The following is a 19,605-nucleotide window of genomic DNA, read 5'->3' as shown; positions in this document are numbered from 1 at the left end:
CTCCAGTAAGTGTTACCTTACCTTCACCCTGGACATGGGTAGATCACCTGGTTTCGGGTCTACGACCTCATACTTAATCGCCCTATTCAGACTCGCTTTCGCTGCGGCTCCGCCTCTTCAGCTTAACCTTGCATGAAATCGTAACTCGCCGGTTCATTCTACAAAAGGCACGCTATCACCCGGCGTTTTTCCGAAGGAAAATACGCACAGGGCTCTAACTACTTGTAGGCACACGGTTTCAGGTTCTCTTTCACTCCCCTTCCGGGGTGCTTTTCACCTTTCCCTCACGGTACTGGTTCACTATCGGTCACTAGGGAGTATTTAGCCTTGGGAGATGGTCCTCCCTGCTTCCGACGGGATTTCACGTGTCCCGCCGTACTCAGGATCCACTCTGGAGGGAACGAAGTTTCAACTACAGGGTTGTTACCTTCTTTGACGGGCCTTTCCAGACCTCTTCATTTACTCCGTTCCTTTGTAACTCCGTATAGAGTGTCCTACAACCCCAAGAGGCAAGAAGCCTTGGTTTGGGCTTCTTCCGTTTCGCTCGCCGCTACTCAGGAAATCGCAATTGCTTTCTCTTCCTCCGGGTACTTAGATGTTTCAGTTCCCCGGGTCTGCCTTCCTTACTCTATGTATTCAAGTAAGGATACTACCCCATTACGGGCAGTGGGTTCCCCCATTCGGAAATCTCCGGATCAAAGCTCGCTTACAGCTCCCCGAAGCATATCGGTGTTAGTCCCGTCCTTCATCGGCTCCTAGTGCCAAGGCATTCACCGTGCGCCCTTACTAACTTAACCTACGGCCAATGATAAGCTTCGAATCTCTTCGTCAACTCACTCATTCGCATCCTCACGTATGTGTAATACGCTGCGGTGCTCCTTCGTTCGTTTCCTCGATCTTCTCGCTTCTCCTTGCCCTTTCAGTTTAAAAACTACTTAATGGATTCATCCATAAAGTGGCGATTCTCGGTTATTACTTGGTTACTTCTTAATATTATCTAGTTTTCAAGGAACAATCCGGCGAATGATAAGCTTCGAATCTCTTCGTCAGCGCACTCACTCACATCCTCACGTATGTTTATACGTTCCGGTGCTCGTTTGCTTGCTTCCTCGACCTTCTCGCTTCTAATTCACCTCTATTAAACTGAAAGGATTAACCTTTCAAAACTGAACAAAACAGAAGACGTCTGAACCACGTAAGTGGTTTTCCATATTCCTTAGAAAGGAGGTGATCCAGCCGCACCTTCCGATACGGCTACCTTGTTACGACTTCACCCCAATCATCTGTCCCACCTTCGGCGGCTGGCTCCAAAAGGTTACCTCACCGACTTCGGGTGTTACAAACTCTCGTGGTGTGACGGGCGGTGTGTACAAGGCCCGGGAACGTATTCACCGCGGCATGCTGATCCGCGATTACTAGCGATTCCGGCTTCATGTAGGCGAGTTGCAGCCTACAATCCGAACTGAGAATGGTTTTATGGGATTGGCTAAACCTCGCGGTCTTGCAGCCCTTTGTACCATCCATTGTAGCACGTGTGTAGCCCAGGTCATAAGGGGCATGATGATTTGACGTCATCCCCACCTTCCTCCGGTTTGTCACCGGCAGTCACCTTAGAGTGCCCAACTGAATGCTGGCAACTAAGGTCAAGGGTTGCGCTCGTTGCGGGACTTAACCCAACATCTCACGACACGAGCTGACGACAACCATGCACCACCTGTCACTCCTGTCCCCGAAGGGAAATCCCTATCTCTAGGGAGGTCAAGAGGATGTCAAGACCTGGTAAGGTTCTTCGCGTTGCTTCGAATTAAACCACATGCTCCACCGCTTGTGCGGGCCCCGTCAATTCCTTTGAGTTTCAGCCTTGCGGCCGTACTCCCCAGGCGGAGTGCTTAATGCGTTAGCTGCAGCACTAAAGGGCGGAAACCCTCTAACACTTAGCACTCATCGTTTACGGCGTGGACTACCAGGGTATCTAATCCTGTTCGCTCCCCACGCTTTCGCGCCTCAGCGTCAGTTACAGACCAGAGAGTCGCCTTCGCCACTGGTGTTCCTCCACATCTCTACGCATTTCACCGCTACACGTGGAATTCCACTCTCCTCTTCTGCACTCAAGTCTCCCAGTTTCCAATGGCCGCTTGCGGTTGAGCCGCAAGATTTCACATCAGACTTAAGAAACCGCCTGCGCGCGCTTTACGCCCAATAATTCCGGACAACGCTTGCCACCTACGTATTACCGCGGCTGCTGGCACGTAGTTAGCCGTGGCTTTCTGGTTAGGTACCGTCAAGGTACCGCCCTATTCGAACGATACTTGTTCTTCCCTAACAACAGAGTTTTACGATCCGAAAACCTTCATCACTCACGCGGCGTTGCTCCGTCAGACTTTCGTCCATTGCGGAAGATTCCCTACTGCTGCCTCCGTAGGAGTCTGGGCCGTGTCTCAGTCCCAGTGTGGCCGATCACCCTCTCAAGTCGGCTACGCATCGTCGCCTTGGTGAGCCGTTACCTCACCAACTAGCTAATGCGCCGCGGGTCCATCTGTAAGTGATAGCCGAGGCCATCTTTCAATTCTCCCTCATGCGAAGAAAAAAGTTATCCGGTATTAGCCCCGGTTTCCCGGAGTTATCCCAGTCTTACAGGCAGGTTACCCACGTGTTACTCACCCGTCCGCCGCTAATCATCAGGGAGCAAGCTCCCATCAGATTCGCTCGACTTGCATGTATTAGGCACGCCGCCAGCGTTCGTCCTGAGCCAGGATCAAACTCTCCAAAAAGATGTTTGATATAGCTCTTTATAAATAAAAGTAAATCATTGACGTTTCGTTTTGTTCAGTTTTCAAAGATCAATCATCAATCTTTTCTTCCAAAAAGACGACTTTTATATTCTATCATCCATCCGATTCACTGTCAACATCTTTTTTTATGTTTTAAATGAGATTCTTTATTCTTCTGTATCGGACGAATAATAATATAACATGGATAGAATATCATTGCAATACATTTTTATAAATTTAAATTTATAAAAACGTAAACATACTTTGTACAATTAATAAATATATTTTATCAAAATGATAAAAATTAAGGAAGGTGTAAATGTGTGAATATTTTAGGATTATTGCTTTCTTTTTCAATGGCTATTTATTTATTCATTTACTCTTTCATTAGTGAATTAAAACGAACTAATCATCATGGTCCACGAGGAACTACATTTCTACTTTCAATGATCATGGCATTTATTTTTTCCGGTTTAACCTATCTTTTTATTCGATAAAGTTTATTTCAAAGCTTTATAAAAAAAAGGGATTATAATAGTAATTTCATAACCCCTTTTAATAAATCTATTGTGCATGAAGTGCATGTTTATCTAATGCTTTTGCTTTACTTTTTTTCTCATCGATAATAAATAAAGAAATACTTATTATAATGACTGCGCCACCCATTATCTGAGTCCACAAAATTTTCTCTTGTAAAATAAAGTACGCTAGAATAGAAGCACCGATAGGTTCAAATAAAATAGCCATCGAAATAATAGATGTACTCAACCATTTAACAACCCAATTAAAAAGACTATGACCTAATAGCGTTGGTAAAATCGCTAATAGTATAAAATAAATCCAATCAGTCTGTTTAGTAGGTAGTAATGATTCTCCTGCAAACAAAACATAAATAATTAGGACGATCGAACTGATTGCATAAACAATAAATGTATAGGTCATTAGCGACAGCCTCTGACGTACATTTTGTCCAAACAGTAAATATGCTGTTACAAGTATACATGCCAAGAATGCCAAGAGGTCACCAAACAAAGCCATTCCACTAACAGTGAAATCTCCCCAGCTAATTATTACGCTTCCTACAACAGCACAAATACCACACAAAATTGCTTTTAAAGAAAATGATTCTTTGAAGAAGAAGAAGGTTCCTAAAAATGCAAATAATGGCTGTAATGTAACTAATACAGTCGAACTAGCAACTGAAGTGTAGTTTAATGATTCAAACCATAAAATAAAATGGAATGCTAAGCATACTCCTGAAATTATAGAAAAGATCCAATCCCGCTTAGTTATCCCTTTCAATTCCTTTATATTTTTCATTAGGAATATCGGTAACATGATGATAACCGAAAAGAATAGACGATAAAATGCTATTACTCCTGAATCAGAAGTACATAGTTTTACTAGTATAGCTGATGCGGAGACGGTGATCACCCCTATAACTAAAATAAAAAAAGGGTTTATTTTTGGACTGTTCATACAATTCTCCTTCAATATGATAAAATATACTCACTATTTTATATTGTCTTATCAATATTTTCTAGCATTGATTTTTTTATAGGGGAAAAGGGGGATTGAATGGAAGTTATAAATATAGATGTATTCATTAAGCTAGGTATCTCAGCAATACTTGGATTAATAATTGGTTTAGAGAGAGAATTAAAAAGGAAACCGTTAGGATTAAAAACTAGTCTTGTAATCTCAATTATTAGTTGCCTTTTAACAATTGTTTCGATTCAGTCTGCTTATCAATTCCCTCACTCAAATGGAGTTCCTATCCAGATGGATCCATTACGACTTGCTGCACAAATTGTATCAGGAATCGGTTTCCTAGGTGCTGGAGTAATCTTAAAAAAAGGAAACGACAATATTACCGGCCTAACTACTGCGGCAATGATCTGGGGAGCTGGAGGGATTGGAATTGCAGTGGGAGCAGGCTTTTATTATGAAGCAACTGCAGGAGTTATTTTACTAATGATCAGTGTAGAAATTATTCCATCTATTTTAACAAAATTTGGTCCAAAACAATTAAGGAAAAAGGATCTGCAGCTTAGACTGATTGTTAAGGATAAAAGGAATATTGACAAAGTAATAGAAAAAATCGAAGCCAATAAGATAACAATTGAAGGTATAAGAATTAAAGATCTTCAAAATGAAGGTCATCTTATCATTTTAAGGGCTGTAGCAAGCTTTAGAAAGCCAACTACTGAAATCTACCATATTATATCTAGTTTAAATGAGATTGAAAGTACAGAAATTGAATATTAAAAAATTGAAAGAAACGGCTCTCCAAAATTATGAGCCGCTTTTTTCTATTGGCTCTTTTCTCAAGCATTGCTGTTAATTAAGTAAAGTTTTAATGAGTAACGATCGCGGCTAAAGACCGCTATACCTTTGTGTCTTCTGAAAAAAGTGCTCCAAACTCTCCATAAGAAAACAGTCTTCCTTTAATATGATTTAACCTACATGTCTTTTTCCTAAATACGCCTCTTTTATCCGATCATCTTCAAGTAATTCTTTTGAAAAACCTTCAATTATAATCTCTCCTCTTTCCATTACACAGGCACGATCAGAATGTTTGAGCGCTGATTGAACATTTTGCTCAACTAGGATGATTGTCGTACCGAAATTATCTCTTAATTGTATTAATATATTCATAATATCTTTCACAATTAATGGAGCTAGACCAAGAGAGGGTTCATCAAGTAACATTAATTTAGGATTTGCCATTAATCCTCTGGCGATGGCAAGCATTTGTTGTTCCCCACCACTTAATAATCCCCCAAGCCGTTCCTCCATTGACTTTAATTGTGGAAATAGTTCAAAGCACTGGTCCATTTCCTTCATTACAGCTTTTTTCTCTTTTTTATATCGATGATAAGCACCTAATAGAATATTCTCCTTCACTGTTAATGAATCAAAGATTTGTCTTCTTTCAGGTACAAGACAGACACCCTTTTTAATCATGCTTTCAACCTTTTGTGCTTCTACAGATTCATTTTCAAGAAGAATTTCTCCTTTTTTAGAACGGTACAATCCACAAATCGTACCTAATAATGTACTCTTTCCAGCGCCATTTGAACCAACAATCGCAAAGATTTCCCCTTTAGATAATTCGAAGCTAACACCCTTTAGCACATGTAAATAACCGTGATACGTATGAATATTCCTTACTTTCAGCATAATGTTAACTCCCCACCTCTTCACCCAAATAAGCAGATATAACCCTCTTATTCATGTAGATTTCTTCAGGTGTTCCTTCAGCAATTTTCTCACCATAATCCAAGACAATGATTCGATCAGAAATATTCATGACCGTTTCCATATCATGTTCAATAAATAAGAATGTCATCCCATCAGACCTCATTCGGCGAATAACTTCTACTAATTGGCGTGATTCTTCCGGATTTAGTCCAGCCATCGGTTCATCTAATAAAATCATTTTAGGATTAGCTGCGGCAGCTCTAGCAATCTCAACTAATCTAAGATTTCCATATGGTAATGATTTCGTTTCCTCGTATGCTAAATGGCGAATACCAACCATATCTAAACATTCCATTGCAATTTCAAATGCTTGACTTTCTTCCCTTTTTACATGTGGTAACCTAAAACCAGCATGTAAAATCCCTGTTCTAAATCGTATATGCGTTCCCGTCATTACATTCTCAACCACATTCATGTTTTCAAAAATTTGCATATTTTGGAAGGTCCTTGTAATACCTTCTGCAGCTATAAGAAATGGCTTCATACGTGTAATTTTTCTACGATAAAAAGTTACATAACCTGAACTGGGGGGGATCACACCTGTTATCATATTAAATAAAGTAGTTTTTCCCGCTCCATTTGGCCCGATAATCGCTACAATTTCCTTTTCACTAACGTGAAAATCTACATTATTAATCGCCAATACTCCCCCAAATGATTTGGTCAGCCCCTTAATTTCCAAAATTGGATCAGAAATCATCATTATTCACCTCCTGTTTGATTCTCGATCGCTTTATTTCTACTTTTAAATAAAAAGCTAATTTTATCCCCTAGCTTTTTTAATAGAGATATAAATCCTTTTGGCATAAAAATTAACATCACTACAATTAATAAACCAAAGAAAATGATTTGAAATTCCCCACCCACATTAGGAAAAATAGTTGGGGTAATTTCCTTTAACCATTCACTTAAAAATACATATAATGCTGCACCAATGACACCACCCCAAACACTAGCAGATCCACCTATAACGACAATAATTAAAAAATTGATTGATTCCATTGCTGTAAAAAGATTTGGATTAATAAATGTAATATAATGTGCATATAAGCTACCTGCAATCGAGGCATAGATTGCACTTAACACAAATACTTGAAGCTTATATTTTTGTATATTTATCCCAATAGAACTAGCTGCCACTTCACTTCCATGAATCGAACGTAGTGCTCTACCAACTCTTGATTGAATCATATTATTTGCAAATATAATTCCAAGCAGTACAAGAATCCAGGTTAATAGGTAAAACTTTATGTCCGTATCAAAGAGAAATCCAAATACGTTGAACATGGGGATACCAAAAAAACCGTTAAGTCCCCCTGTCAATCCTTTAAACTCTTTAAAAAAAGTGAAAATAATAATCCCAAACCCTAATGTAGCAAGGGCTAAATAATTTTCCTTCAATTTTAATGTCGGGTGACCGATGATATAAGCAATAATCCCTGCAATGATCAAACCAACAATAATTCCAATTACACTTGGCAAGCCATATGTTCCAGTTATAATTGCGGTTGAATAAGCACCAATTCCATAAAAAGCAGCATGCCCCAAAGAGATTTGACCTGCATATCCCATTAACATTGTCAATCCTGTTCCTACCAATGCATATAAGCCAATAAGTATCATCATACTTAGGAAAAATGAATTCGAGATGAAGGGTAAAATAATAATGACGGCAACTAAAATAATCCATTTAATATAATGTAAAAGATTGCCCATGCGTAACACCCTCCCTAGACTCTTTTTCCTGATCTTTTTGAAAATAGCCCATTAGGCATGAGAAATAAAACAAGCAATAATAAAGCAAAACTAATTGCATCCTTATATCCACTTGACCATAAACCCTCTGTAAATGCTTCTAATAATCCGATTAAAAAGGCACCAATGATTGCAGCTGGGGCATTAGTTAAGCCGCCTATTACTGCAGCAACAAAAGCTTTCATCCCCAATGTTAATCCCATATCATACGAAGCACCTGATATTGGTGCAATAATAATTCCTGCAATGGCACCTAGTCCTGCACTAATAATAATTGATATAAATGACATAAACTCCGGTTTAATCCCCATTAAACGCGCAGCAAACCGATTGACAACGCAAGCTGTTACTGCTTTTCCAATAAGGGTATAATTAAAAAAGTAAAACATTACAAGGAAACTTATTAAGGAAATTCCTATTGCCCATAAGCTTTGTGGTAAAATTACCGCATTTAACATAGTAATCGGATCATTTTTTGAAAAAGCCGGTAGCGCTCTTGATTGGGTTCCCCAAATAAGGATCCCTAGACCTCTAAATGCAATGGCTACACCAATGGTAATAATAATAAGAGTAGGTAAGGAAGCATTTCTAGCTGGATAAATAGCAGCTCGCTCAAATATGCCACCAATACACGCAACGATCAAAATGCTTAAAATAATAGCTAAAAGCATTGGAACCTTCATTAAAAAAAATGAAATGGCAATCATAGCACCTAGCATCGCGAATTCACCTTGTGCAAAATTTAAAACTCCGGTCATGTTGTACGTTAAAACAAATCCAATGGCAATTAACGCATAGATACTCCCTATAGTTAAACCAGAAAAGATTAGTTGAATGATTTGGCTCGAAACATCCATCCTCAATTCCCCCGTTCGAAATACAGACAAGGATAAATTATCTCCTTGCCTGTCCTGACTTAGTACTTATTCACCGATGCTCCATTTCCCGTCATCATCAATTTTAACCATTATTAAACTATCTGGCCCTAAACCATTATGATCATCACTTGTCATATTAAATTCGCCGGATATTCCAATAAAACTCTGTGTTTTTTCTAATTCATCACGAATTTTTGCTTTATCACCTTTAGATTTTTCAAGAGCTATTTTTAAAATGTGAAAGGCATCCCATGTGTGCCCGCCAAATGTACTTGGTTCCTTATTATATGTCTTTTCAAACGCAGCTTTATATTTAAGTAGTGTCGATTTTTGTTTGTCACTCTCTGCAAGTTCATCGACTACTAATAATTTTCCTGCAGGAAAAATGACCCCATTTGCTGCATCTCCAGCTAATTCAATAAAATCTTTTGAACCAATTCCATGACTTTCAATAATCGGCATCTCCATACCTAATTCTCGAATATTCTTCGTAATAACTGCTGATTCTTTTGCTGTTCCCCAAACAATTATTGCTTGAGGGTTCTCCTTCTTAACCTTGGTTAACATTGCTTTTGCATCATTGACCGTTGCTTCGAATTCTTCCTCTACAATGGCTTGAATCCCGTATTCAGGGGCCAACTTTTCAAACTCCTCATGTCCACTAGTACCATAGGAATTGGCTACACCTAACCATGCAACATTCGTTAAATCTTGGGATTTTAAATATTCCAGGAGTTTAGGGATAACAATATCGTCCCCTTGGGCCGTCTTAAAAGTCCACTTTCTTGAAGAACCATCATCAGGGTTATTGACTTGTTTACTTGCAGCTAAAGAGATATATGGAACTCCTGCTTTTTCAATTAGCGGAATCATTGCTAAACTATTTCCACTAATCGTTCCCCCAATAATTGCCTGAACTTTTTCCTGATCAATTAATTTTTTAGTTGCTAAAACAGCTTCATTTTGATCGGATTTGGAATCAATCGAGATTAATTTTATTTTCTTTCCTCCAATTCCTCCTTCCTCATTAACTTGTTCAACAAGCATTTTTAATGTTTCCTCTTCACCTTTTCCTAAAGGTGCCGAACCACCTGAAGAATCAATCACCGCTCCAATCTTAATCGTATCTTCACTGCTTGCTGATTTTTCACTACATGCACTCATCCCAAAAGCAACTAAAACAACCATCAATCCCATCAACCACTTTTTCATACTTCCGACCTCCTTTTTCCATAATCGTCTAAAGTTTTCTTTTATGAGTAATGAAGTTTAATAGCATGATTTGTCCAATCTACAACTAAATTTATTCATCGTAAAAAGAAATTATGTTCACCCCAATATATATAAAGGCTGTTTTCGTATAGTTTGTTGCTTTTGTAAAAGCCCAACTGCCGACTTTTACTCCCAATGAAAGATTCTAGCTGTTCTTATAAAGATTGCAGCTCTTTCTCAGTAAAATGATACGTGTAGCGATCCTCAGTCGATATTTAATAGTTATAACTTAACTTAAATAGCAACAATGTTTGAGAAAAAAGCCAAAAAAAAACGACTCTATCATAGAGTCGTGCTTATCATTTGGATGTAAAAGGAAAAAAGTCCAATTAAGATAGATTTTAATGATATAATTAAATTATACTTCTATTTAAGGAGGAATAACGATGGATATTGCAGCTATGTCAATTGGGATGCACCAAGCACAATTACAACAAAACATTAGCCTAGCGTTAACAAAGAAAGTCATGGATCAATCGGAAACGCAAATGGAGGGATTAGTGCAACTATTACAAACATCTGCACCTGCTCCACATCCGACAACTGGTAATACAATCGATATTAGTATTTAAGGCTGTTTTCGTATAAAGTATTGATCTAATTAAATTTTTTCATCAGTAAAAAAAAGCAAAGAGGATAACCATATAATTATCCCCTTTGCATTTTTTTGTTATCTTTTTATTTAACCGAACCGACCTGCACATGTACTCTTTCTCTTCTCAGCATAATCATATATAAAATAATTGAAATAACTACTGAGATTGCTGCTGTTTTATATATACTGCCATATCCAAACATATGACCAATTTGTCCAAAAACCATGGCACCAATTCCGACACCTAAATCAAAAAATGAAAAGAAGGTAGCATTCGCCATTCCCTTACGATTCTTCGACGCTTTATCGATCGACCATGCTTGTAAAGCAGGTTGAACAGAGCCGAATCCAAAACCATAAAGAAAGGCAGCAATAAATAATACATACGTGTTTGGGAGCCATGCTAATAGAATCATCGCAAATACAATCAGTATTGCTCCTGGAATAAAGATGGCACGATGTCCTCTTTTATCATATAATCTTCCAGCAAATGTTCTTGTTAACATTAATGCTAATGCGTAGATAAGGAAGTACCATTGAATACCAGAAATTCCTTTTTCAGCAGTATATAAAGGAAGAAATGATGCTATTCCGCCAAAAGTAACGGTAATAAAAAATAATAATAAAGACGGTGGTAATGCAGATTTTTCATAAAAGTCCCATTTAACCGTTTGTGTTTGAGCTACAGGTTTTTCCACTTTTTTATAACGAATTCTTGATGATAATAATAAAGCAGCTAATCCTAAAATAGCACAAATAAAAAATAACTGTTGAAAGGATAAAACCCCAGACAAAGCTAAACCGAGAGATGGTCCAAATGCCAAGGCTAAATTCCCGGAAAGACCATAGTAGCCCATTCCTTCTCCTCTTCTTTTTGGAGGAATTAAATCAGTGGCAATAGTTCCCGAAGCAGTTGTAGAAAATCCCCAGCCTACCCCTTGGATAACTCGTAATACAAATAAAAAAGCAATGCTAAATGCAAAGCCAAAAGAACCGACCGATAGTACGAAAATGGCAAGACCTATTAAATATACAAAACGTCTCCCCTTTGATTCTAATGCATGACCAGCTATAGGGCGTAAAAGTAATGCAGAGAATGTAAAAATACCAACTACAAATCCAATTAGTTGATCATTACCTCCTAAATGTTCGACAAACAAAGGAATTGTCGGTAATGTCATTTGAAAACCAAGGAAAATAAAAAAGTTAGCTAGACAAATTAATACAAAATCTTTCGTCCAAATCTTTTCCTTTCCTGATTTCATCTGAAGGTCTTCATTATTTAAACTCATGGATGTCCTCCTTCTTATTAAGTTGTCATTTTACATTTTACATAAAATTATTTCGATTGGCTAATTAAATGATTATTTTATTATTTCGGATTTATTACAGAGAACAATATTGTTAATTAAAACAACTTCATTCCTTATCAAAAATAGTTAGTTGTAGAGTGATTTATTTCTAGCCATTAAACAAATCAGTCATATTATCTTAAAATTCATAGGATGACAGGTCACAGTTTGATTTACAAATGACATACGAATACCCTCTTGAGTTATCTAATACAAAGTGATTGTCATACAAGACATAACAGAACGAGTAACCGCCTAACTTGTAAATTTACTCAGATTATCACAGATAACAGATTCTTATCCAAGAAATACACAATAAAAAACGACATTGTCTCTCACAAACGAGAAACAATATCGTTAATAAAAAACTGGAGCATAGGGGGATCGAACCCTCGACGCTGCCAGCGTAGCCACTCATTTTTGATGGTTTGAGATTAACTTTGAATAAGACTTGATTAAAATTGTTTTCGTAATCGTGTATAGGAGCAAAAGGAACGAAAATGAAGGTTGTTGACAAGTTTAGTCAACAATTCGTCAACAATCCCTTTTATCTCGTTTCTTCTATATTATTGCCTGTATCAACGGTATAATGAGAACAGCTAAGATTAAATAATCTGGGGTGAATACTATGACCATAAACATAGATATATATTTAAAGTTAGAGGATAAATATTATCAAAAAGGTGGCAGTTTCTCCACTCTAACACCTTTCAATGGTGCTGTTCATGCTGCTAAATATGCTTATATTTACATTAAACAATTCAAAAAGGAACATGGTAATAAAGAGGTGCAAATTTATAAAGTTATTTATGAGGAAACAATTGATATTACTGAAGAAGTTCAGAAGTTATATAAGAATAGAAATTTATATCTTGTGAAATAAACAAAGACCTCTCTCCATATAGAAAAAATCTATAAATGAGTGGGAAGCAGTAGTGGAAATAGATAGACAACAAATTGACCATTTTACATTCGCGACTTATTACGGAAAATTTATTGATTAATTCAATTTATCTAATTTGTTTTTAATCTACTCACATGTTATACTTACTGTAATATTTTTTATTCACGATTTTTTTTTAAAGAACTCAACCACACTATAAAAGAATTAAATAGTACCATCTTTCTATTAAAAAAATCCATTCATTATTCCACATAACTCAATTAAGATTTATCCATTCAATTATCCATTACCACGAATAAATTTTAATTTTGACTTTTTAATAAGTTCAATTCACACTTCTACGCTCTAGGAATCATTAGGGCGAAAGGAAGATAAGGCATTTTTTTTATTTGATAGGTCAATATTAATTAGGAAGTTACAATTTTATGTGAATTTTAGTATTGAAAGGAAATGATAATTTGGCAGCTACTCATTCATTCTCTAAGGGAGAAGAATTGGCAAACTCAATTACACATGGTATAGGAGCAATATTAAGTATAGTAGCATTAGTTCTGTTAATTATATTTGGAAGTATTAAAGGAAGCGAAATGCATATTGTAAGTTTTGGCATTTTCGGCATTACAATGTTGTTTTTATATATTTCGTCCACACTTGTTCATTCGCTCAGACAAGGCAAGGCAAAAGATATATTTGAAATATTAGACCACTCTGCAATTTATTTTTTTATTGCGGGGACGTATACACCTTATTTATTTATCATTGTCCAAGGATGGCAAGGGTGGACGATATTTGGAATCGTATGGGGTTTAGCCATTCTGGGTACAGTATTTAAGTGTTTTTTTGTTAAGAAATATTTATATACTTCAACTATTTTGTATTTATTAATGGGCTGGTCCATTATAGTGATTTGGAAGCCAATTATACAAAATTTAAGTATAACAGGAATCGTACTTTTAGTTGCAGGTGGGTTAATTTATAGTATTGGTTCCATATTTTATATGTGGAGAGGATTTAAATATCATCATGCCATATGGCATGTCTTTGTAATTGCTGGTAGTGCATGTCACTTTTTCGGAGTATTATTATATTTATAGTTAATTAAATCTCTTTTAAAACAGTATAAGTAATAGCCCCTCTCGATTTGGAGTGACCCCTGTCAAGTAGACAGTACTAAGTAAGCACCACTAAATAACCTGAGTTCTATATTCATAAGGACTCAGGTTATTTGATTTCTTTTGAAACCTCTGATGTTATAAAATCGTATGTATTTTTGTACGGCAAACTTAACGTCTGCAGCTGTTCGGAAAGAATAGAGATTAAAATATTCCGATTTAAAGTGACTGAAGAAGCTCTCTATACATGCATTATCCCAACAGTTCCCTTTCCGAGACATAGACTGTTTCATCTGATTCTTTTTAAGAAGTTGATGATATAAACGCGATGTATATTGAAATCCTTGATCACTATGAAGGAGGATTCCTGTTACATCATGTTTCATTATTGCTTCCTTAAGTGTATCTACTACTAATTTTAAATCATTTCTACTACTAATTTGGAAAGCGACTACCTCATTGTTATATAAATCTATAATGACGGAAAGATAGAGTTTTTGCCCATTAAAAATAAGATATGTAATGTCTGTAATTCGTTTCTCATTAGGTTTTGAAGCTTGAAAAGCTCTATTTAAATGGTTGTTTGAAACAAAATAAGCTTCCTTTTTTCCGTAGTATGGTCGTTTCTGTCTAATTCTTGCGCGAATGTCAAGTTCATTCATTAAACGTTTCACACGTTTATGATTGATGCACAGATTATAAGTTAAACGTAACCACACTAGTATTCTTCGATATCCGTAAATACCCTTTAATTTTCTATGACACTCTAAGATCTTTTCTTTGATCTCTTCATTTTCTAATTGTTTTGGAGAAGGGCATGACTGCCTTTTAACCCACTTATAATAGCCACTCCTTGAAACTCCTGCAATCTTACATAATAATTGGAGAGAGAAATCTCCTCCAGCCATATCTTGAATCACCTGATACTTCTTTTTCTTAGGTACTTCATCCATTCCTCCTTTCACATTTCTAAGAGCCTTTTTAGCATTTCGTTCTCTGCTTGAAGTAATTTTATTTTAGTTTCTGGATCTTCTGAAAGAGTTCTAGGTCTGCCCATACCGATTCCTTTAGACTTCCCCCGTTTCTCTTCAAGTCCCATCATTCCTTCATTATTAAAGTGGTTCACCCATCTTCTTACTTGATTTTTATCTATCCCTAACTCTTTAGCAATAAGGTTATAACCCATTCCTTCTTCTAGATGGAGGTCCACCACTTTTTTCTTGAAATCTATATCATAAGTTTTTCGCTTTTTCTCCATAAAAAAATCCCCTCCATAGTAGACATTAATGTGCTTTCTTTTTTCTGTCTACTATTAGGGGATCATATCAATTAAGAAGGGCTATTTATGTAGAATCGTGATGTTAATTTTTTTGTGAGAAACAATCAAATATTCCATATTCCTCAAGGGGTTTTTATTCACTCATAATCTATTCTAAATTATGTTTATGGATTGTGTAATTCACTTTCCTTTTCAATCTACTTCAACTTTGCTTCCAAATTTTTAATATCTTCAGTATCAGTCAATTAATGGTAAAATTTTCACATATTTGTTCACAACCGAAGTTACCTTACTTCAATATCTCATTCTTATAATGGATTATTTTAATATTAAAAGTTGAGACACCCTCGGGCGACCTCTTTGTACCGGCTGCCTCGGCGCTCGGTACTGCTATCGTGTTCAAGAAATAGTAGCAGCGGAAAGCATGTTTTTATCAAGTTCAATGGTAAATGCTGAACGTATGAAGCAAATATTGCGATAGAATCAGTTGCAGATAGACGAAATCGAAATAGTATCACTATATGTCCAAATAGTGTATTAAACGCATAAACATAAAGATCATTTGAAATTGAGAAAGGGCTGTAACTTCCCTTAAGTAATTACCGTCTAATAGGAAAGGAGCTGATATTTTGACAAGATGCATTATCCTTTTATTCGCAATTGGACTTGTATTAGTTGGGTGTAGTTCAGATATAACAAATAGTAATAACGAAAAAAATACGTCTGTAGTCTCGGGAGATAGCAGCACAGATAGTTCAATAAACACAGAAATTACACCTAGCATAGAGCAAAATGTATTACAAGATTCACCCGTGTATGTAGCAAAGAGAGAAGGGAAAGTAATTGTTCAGGATTCTGAAACCGCTTATGAGATGTGTGTTAAAGCGCTGATTGACTATTATAAAGCGATCTGGAACGGTTCAGACATTAAATTGGATACATTTATCGAAAACGATAACCTTAAACAGTATATGCAAATAAAAATTCAATCACAATATGATTTACATTCAGAATTTACTGATTCTAATGAGGTGCAAAATCTTGATATTGGCACTTGGGAAGTGGAGTATACTGATGATGTGGATGGAGGTTTTCTCTATTTAAAATTACCTGTACAAATTAATAAGACTACAGGTAGTTATGGTGAAGTCACTGAATTTCTCGTACGTAATGTAAACGGGAATTTAGTTATTGTCGATTGGTATACTGGTGCCAAAGATAGTTATGATTTCCTGGTGCGTGGAGAAAATCTAACGATTGACAACCCAAATATTTGGAATGAAAGTGAATGGGTAAAGAAGTCAGAAAGAAAACAAATTGAATTTTCAGGCTCAACTCGATAGCAGTTATTTAATTATTTTATTCATAATGGTTACAAGTTTTTTAGACTATCAAGCGCTTTATTTACGAATCATCTCTTTTCAAATTCAACTAAAGGAAAATAAAGATGAAAATACGTTTAGTGAAAGGGTCAAACTACTATGTAATATCTCCACTAATCAATAAGTGGTGAGGAAGGCAAATGTCTGATAAGTTACCGAAATTATTCTTTGACCATTTTACAAATACAAGTTTCGTTGTTGAAAAGGGAGATAAAACAATAAATGATTTTTCCGTCAATATAGACTATGATGGATCAAATCAAGACAGAGTATTATTTATGATAGAGTTAGTTTAATTAATAAGCTATTTATTCCATTAAAGGGCGCAATTGTTGAATAAAACATAGATTTTTTAATGACCATGATTCAAAATGCAGGACTTGGTTATGTACTTATCCAAGTTCCTCCAATAATACTAAATGTTCTAAAACAAGTATGAAATGCGTTTTAAAAATAGCAAAAATTTCATTTCGGCACCAATTTGTCAATAAATACAAAATTTTCATGTTTAGAAAAAATAAAAAACCCTTAGAACCTATGTGAACTGACCCGTTAAAATGAGACTTAGAAAAAACACCTATGCTGCCTGTCCCCTGTATTCCAGTGGGGACAGGTAGTTTAATTTTGCCTGAATTCGTACATGATTATATCGATACATGTATTGATTTACAATTTGTACTACTTTAGAATTGGATATAGATGCTCTACTTTGAGCGTTGAATCCTTCCGACTTTAGCGAGGAGTGAAAGGATTCAATGACGGCATTATCATGGCAGTTTCCTTTTCGAGACATGCTTGTGGTAATGCCTTTTTCTTTGGCCAAATTCTGATATGCATGTGAAGTATAGACAGATCCCTGGTCGCTATGAAGAAGTAACCCTACTGGTTTACGTAATTCTACAGCTTCCCTCAATGTGTCTAATACTAGGTTAATATCTTGGCTCGTACCTATTTTGTAAGCCACTATTTCGTTGTTATATAAGTCCATAATCGTTGATAAATATAACATAGTCGAGCCATAAGGTAAGTAGGTAATGTCGGTTACCCATTTTTCATTTAATCGGCTTGCTTTAAAATTACGATTGAGAGTGTTCGGCACAATAATATTACTCTCACCACAAATGTACTTTTGTCGCTTCTTCTTAACTTGACACTGAATCTCAAACTTTTGCATAATTTTTTGTACAGTTTTGCGGTTTACATTTATCCCATACTTTCTGTTTAAGATGGATTTAATTTTACGATGACCATAGTGATAGAAGTTTTTCTTACACAGCTTGATTACTAGCTCTTCTAATGAAGTTAGCTCAACTTTTTTATACTTCTTTTTCCAACGGTAATATGTTGACTTAGGTGTGCCTAATACTCCAAGAATATCAATTATTTTAAAAGTGGCTGAGAGTTCTTCTACAACTTGGACAATGACTCGTGGCTCCAACTCCTTTCGATCTCCTGGTACTTTTTTATAATTGCCAATTGAGCCTCTAGCTGTTTATTCTTTAGTTTTAATTCTTCTAGCTCACTCATTTCCTCCGATTCTTTACCGTAGGAATATTGTTTTCCAACTTGTTGCGAAAATCGATAGGTTTGGCCTGTTTTGTACCATCGCATCCATGTTTTAATTTGAGTCTTATTTTTTATCCCCAGTTGTTCCATTATTTCTTTGTTTGTCATTCCAGCTTGTTTCATTTTAATTACTTCCCATTTTACTTCTTCTGCGTAATGTACTCTTGTGCCCATAGAAAAACACCCTCCTAAGAATCATATTGTATTAATACGATTCAGGGGGTGTTTTTTCCTTGTCTCATTTATTTGGGTCTCTCCATATGTGGCTCTAAGGTTTTTTTTATGGAGCATAGGGGGCTCGAACCCCTGACCTCGACGCTGCCAGCGTAGCGCTCTCCCAGCTGAGCTAATGCCCCTTAAGCTTACTCCTTAATTATATTTGATTCTATAAAGCAAGAGCAAGCAAAAATTTAAAAATGGTTATAGATTTACCTCAAAACGGGGATAATGGTCTATGCAATGGGTATGAAGGAGCGGGGTATATGTTTCAGCAAATCTATTATCGTTTTTTACGTTGGCCAGTCATCTTTAGAGTTTTCCTTTTGGCTTTATTGGTCATCTTTATCTTTGGAGCTGCGATTCATTATATTGAACCTAAATCCTTTCCTTCGATATTCGTAGGAGTGTGGTGGGCAGTGATTACTACAGCCACGGTTGGCTACGGGGATGTTTATCCAGAGACGGTCAAAGGAAGAATTCTTGGAATGCTGCTTGTGTTTATTGGGGCTGGTGTTGTTTCCGCCTACTTTGCATCACTTGCAGCAACTACAGTAAGATTACAAAATTCACAAGTAAAAGGAAAAAGCATGTTTAGTGGAAAAAATCATATCATTATTATTGGTTGGAATGGCCGTTCACAAAGTGTTATTGAGCAGTTATTACAAACTAAATTTCTTCATCCAATTGTTTTAATTGACGATTCACTTGAAGAAAATCCTTATCCAAATCGACAAATACACTTCATTAAAGGAAAGCCCTATATAGATCAAACATTAAGAAAGGCAAATATTGGTGAATCCGAATTTGTTTTAATTACATCAGATCAAAATAAAACTGAGACCCATGCAGATATGGGAACCATTCTTACTTTATTGGCGGTCAAAGGAATCCATCCCGCTGCTTACTGTGTTGTAGAGATTCTAACGAGTGAAAATTTTATGAATGCAAAACGCGGTGGTGCGGATGAAGTGATTCAAACAAATATGCAATCCTCCTATATAATGATGAACAGTATTCTTTCTCATGGTATGTCAGATACAATCATTACTATGCTTGATCATTTAAATGACAATCACTTAAAGTTAATTCCGGTTAAGCCCGAATGGGAGGGACTCTCTTTTCAAGCATTAAGCAAATTGATCCAAAAAGATGGAATGTTACTTATCGGATATAAACATGGGGAGAATACGAAAATTAATCCTCCCCTCTATTATAGAATTAAAAAATCAGATCAATTATTAGTTATTTCCAAATGA

Annotated in this window: 17 protein-coding genes, 1 tRNA gene, 2 rRNA genes and 1 pseudogene (1 of these 21 cut by a window edge); 8 read left to right on the top strand and 13 right to left on the bottom strand. The window is 36.2% G+C overall.

Annotated features, from left to right (window positions below):
* Together I5818_RS07510 and I5818_RS07505 are read right to left on the bottom strand one after the other, a co-directional pair.
* A 23S ribosomal RNA gene (locus tag I5818_RS07510) occupies positions 1–797 on the bottom strand (it extends 2,184 nt beyond the left edge of the window).
* A gap of 423 nt (positions 798–1,220) precedes the next feature.
* Positions 1,221–2,771: ribosomal RNA gene (locus I5818_RS07505) — 16S ribosomal RNA — on the bottom strand.
* The 16S and 23S rRNA genes sit together here, the layout of an rRNA operon.
* Before the next feature lie 323 nt (positions 2,772–3,094).
* On the opposite strand from I5818_RS07505, the gene I5818_RS07500 reads away from it, so the two are divergent.
* Positions 3,095–3,268: a hypothetical protein gene (locus tag I5818_RS07500; RefSeq protein ID WP_158022253.1), complete on the top strand. Its 174-nt coding sequence runs from the start codon at positions 3,095–3,097 to the stop codon at positions 3,266–3,268.
* Positions 3,269–3,335: 67 nt separating this feature from the next.
* On the opposite strand, the gene I5818_RS07495 is transcribed toward I5818_RS07500, so the two are convergent.
* The gene (locus tag I5818_RS07495; protein ID WP_078111517.1) at positions 3,336–4,250 is read right to left on the bottom strand and encodes a DMT family transporter; all 915 of its coding nucleotides are present in this window, start codon (positions 4,248–4,250) and stop codon (positions 3,336–3,338) included.
* 99 nt (positions 4,251–4,349) lie between these two features.
* On the opposite strand from I5818_RS07495, the gene I5818_RS07490 reads away from it, so the two are divergent.
* Entirely contained in the window at positions 4,350–5,039 is a 690-nt protein-coding gene (locus I5818_RS07490) for an MgtC/SapB family protein (RefSeq protein WP_078111516.1), read from the top strand.
* A 189-nt stretch (positions 5,040–5,228) separates the two neighbouring features.
* Here the strand turns inward: I5818_RS07490 and I5818_RS07485 are convergent, their stop codons facing one another.
* From I5818_RS07485 to I5818_RS07465, 5 genes are all read right to left on the bottom strand, one after another.
* Positions 5,229–5,954 carry an ABC transporter ATP-binding protein gene (locus I5818_RS07485; protein ID WP_078111426.1) on the bottom strand — a complete coding sequence of 242 codons (726 nt, stop codon included), beginning with the start codon at positions 5,952–5,954 and terminating at the stop codon, positions 5,229–5,231.
* 4 nt (positions 5,955–5,958) lie between these two features.
* Positions 5,959–6,735 (bottom strand): ABC transporter ATP-binding protein, encoded by a 777-nt coding sequence (locus I5818_RS07480; RefSeq protein WP_078111427.1) that lies wholly within the window; start codon positions 6,733–6,735, stop codon positions 5,959–5,961.
* A 2-nt stretch (positions 6,736–6,737) separates the two neighbouring features.
* Positions 6,738–7,751 carry a branched-chain amino acid ABC transporter permease gene (locus I5818_RS07475; RefSeq protein WP_209391884.1) on the bottom strand — a complete coding sequence of 338 codons (1,014 nt, stop codon included), beginning with the start codon at positions 7,749–7,751 and terminating at the stop codon, positions 6,738–6,740.
* A 14-nt stretch (positions 7,752–7,765) separates the two neighbouring features.
* Positions 7,766–8,647, bottom strand: a complete 882-nt coding sequence (locus I5818_RS07470; protein WP_078111248.1) for a branched-chain amino acid ABC transporter permease — start codon at positions 8,645–8,647, stop codon at positions 7,766–7,768.
* Positions 8,648–8,713: 66 nt separating this feature from the next.
* On the bottom strand, positions 8,714–9,880 hold the full coding sequence (locus I5818_RS07465; RefSeq protein WP_078111249.1) for an ABC transporter substrate-binding protein: 1,167 nt from the start codon (positions 9,878–9,880) through the stop codon (positions 8,714–8,716).
* A gap of 446 nt (positions 9,881–10,326) precedes the next feature.
* Between I5818_RS07465 and I5818_RS07460 the strand changes: the two genes are divergently transcribed.
* Positions 10,327–10,512 (top strand): YjfB family protein, encoded by a 186-nt coding sequence (locus tag I5818_RS07460; RefSeq protein WP_071977802.1) that lies wholly within the window; start codon positions 10,327–10,329, stop codon positions 10,510–10,512.
* A gap of 106 nt (positions 10,513–10,618) precedes the next feature.
* Here the strand turns inward: I5818_RS07460 and I5818_RS07455 are convergent, their stop codons facing one another.
* Positions 10,619–11,827, bottom strand: coding sequence for an MFS transporter (locus I5818_RS07455; protein ID WP_071977801.1), 1,209 nt, complete (start codon positions 11,825–11,827; stop codon positions 10,619–10,621).
* 688 nt (positions 11,828–12,515) lie between these two features.
* Between I5818_RS07455 and I5818_RS07450 the strand changes: the two genes are divergently transcribed.
* Entirely contained in the window at positions 12,516–12,770 is a 255-nt protein-coding gene (locus I5818_RS07450) for a hypothetical protein (RefSeq protein WP_209391883.1), read from the top strand.
* A gap of 479 nt (positions 12,771–13,249) precedes the next feature.
* Positions 13,250–13,885 carry a PAQR family membrane homeostasis protein TrhA gene (trhA, locus tag I5818_RS07445; protein ID WP_071977799.1) on the top strand — a complete coding sequence of 212 codons (636 nt, stop codon included), beginning with the start codon at positions 13,250–13,252 and terminating at the stop codon, positions 13,883–13,885.
* A gap of 122 nt (positions 13,886–14,007) precedes the next feature.
* Here trhA and I5818_RS07440 read toward each other — a convergent pair whose 3' ends face one another.
* Together I5818_RS07440 and I5818_RS07435 are read right to left on the bottom strand one after the other, a co-directional pair.
* A complete protein-coding gene (locus tag I5818_RS07440) occupies positions 14,008–14,856 on the bottom strand; it encodes an IS3 family transposase (protein WP_078110941.1) in 849 nt (282 codons plus the stop codon).
* An 8-nt stretch (positions 14,857–14,864) separates the two neighbouring features.
* Positions 14,865–15,161, bottom strand: coding sequence for a transposase (locus I5818_RS07435; protein ID WP_180213696.1), 297 nt, complete (start codon positions 15,159–15,161; stop codon positions 14,865–14,867).
* A gap of 650 nt (positions 15,162–15,811) precedes the next feature.
* Here I5818_RS07435 and I5818_RS07430 point away from each other — a divergent pair.
* Together I5818_RS07430 and I5818_RS07425 are read left to right on the top strand one after the other, a co-directional pair.
* A complete protein-coding gene (locus tag I5818_RS07430) occupies positions 15,812–16,525 on the top strand; it encodes a hypothetical protein (RefSeq protein ID WP_058006955.1) in 714 nt (237 codons plus the stop codon).
* A 104-nt stretch (positions 16,526–16,629) separates the two neighbouring features.
* Positions 16,630–16,785 (top strand): annotated as a pseudogene (locus tag I5818_RS07425) (GNAT family N-acetyltransferase); the annotation flags it as partial.
* A gap of 356 nt (positions 16,786–17,141) precedes the next feature.
* Here I5818_RS07425 and I5818_RS07420 read toward each other — a convergent pair.
* A protein-coding gene (locus tag I5818_RS07420; protein WP_209391882.1) for an IS3 family transposase occupies positions 17,142–18,304 on the bottom strand; the annotation gives its coding sequence in 2 pieces (ribosomal slippage) (positions 17,142–18,028 and positions 18,028–18,304; 1,164 coding nt in all).
* Positions 18,305–18,413: 109 nt separating this feature from the next.
* Positions 18,414–18,486, bottom strand: a tRNA-Ala gene (locus I5818_RS07415).
* 126 nt (positions 18,487–18,612) lie between these two features.
* On the opposite strand from I5818_RS07415, the gene I5818_RS07410 reads away from it, so the two are divergent.
* Positions 18,613–19,605, top strand: coding sequence for a potassium channel family protein (locus tag I5818_RS07410; protein ID WP_078111103.1), 993 nt, complete (start codon positions 18,613–18,615; stop codon positions 19,603–19,605).

The organism is Heyndrickxia oleronia (genome assembly GCF_017809215.1).
GTDB lineage: Bacteria > Bacillota > Bacilli > Bacillales > Bacillaceae_C > Heyndrickxia > Heyndrickxia oleronia.
This window is presented reverse-complemented; position numbering and strand designations above follow the sequence as displayed.

Excerpts from the sequence above, each read along its gene's own strand:
- I5818_RS07485 (WP_078111426.1), bottom strand. The coding sequence starts at position 5,954 with ATGCTGAAAGTAAGGAATATTCATACGTATCACGGTTATTTACATGTG.
- I5818_RS07450 (WP_209391883.1), top strand. The coding sequence starts at position 12,516 with ATGACCATAAACATAGATATATATTTAAAGTTAGAGGATAAATATTAT.
- I5818_RS07440 (WP_078110941.1), bottom strand. The coding sequence starts at position 14,856 with ATGGATGAAGTACCTAAGAAAAAGAAGTATCAGGTGATTCAAGATATG.
- I5818_RS07460 (WP_071977802.1), top strand. The coding sequence starts at position 10,327 with ATGGATATTGCAGCTATGTCAATTGGGATGCACCAAGCACAATTACAA.
- I5818_RS07490 (WP_078111516.1), top strand. The coding sequence starts at position 4,350 with ATGGAAGTTATAAATATAGATGTATTCATTAAGCTAGGTATCTCAGCA.
- I5818_RS07455 (WP_071977801.1), bottom strand. The coding sequence starts at position 11,827 with ATGAGTTTAAATAATGAAGACCTTCAGATGAAATCAGGAAAGGAAAAG.
- I5818_RS07470 (WP_078111248.1), bottom strand. The coding sequence starts at position 8,647 with ATGGATGTTTCGAGCCAAATCATTCAACTAATCTTTTCTGGTTTAACT.
- I5818_RS07475 (WP_209391884.1), bottom strand. The coding sequence starts at position 7,751 with ATGGGCAATCTTTTACATTATATTAAATGGATTATTTTAGTTGCCGTC.
- I5818_RS07465 (WP_078111249.1), bottom strand. The coding sequence starts at position 9,880 with ATGAAAAAGTGGTTGATGGGATTGATGGTTGTTTTAGTTGCTTTTGGG.
- I5818_RS07410 (WP_078111103.1), top strand. The coding sequence starts at position 18,613 with ATGTTTCAGCAAATCTATTATCGTTTTTTACGTTGGCCAGTCATCTTT.
- I5818_RS07495 (WP_078111517.1), bottom strand. The coding sequence starts at position 4,250 with ATGAACAGTCCAAAAATAAACCCTTTTTTTATTTTAGTTATAGGGGTG.
- I5818_RS07435 (WP_180213696.1), bottom strand. The coding sequence starts at position 15,161 with ATGGAGAAAAAGCGAAAAACTTATGATATAGATTTCAAGAAAAAAGTG.
- I5818_RS07480 (WP_078111427.1), bottom strand. The coding sequence starts at position 6,735 with ATGATTTCTGATCCAATTTTGGAAATTAAGGGGCTGACCAAATCATTT.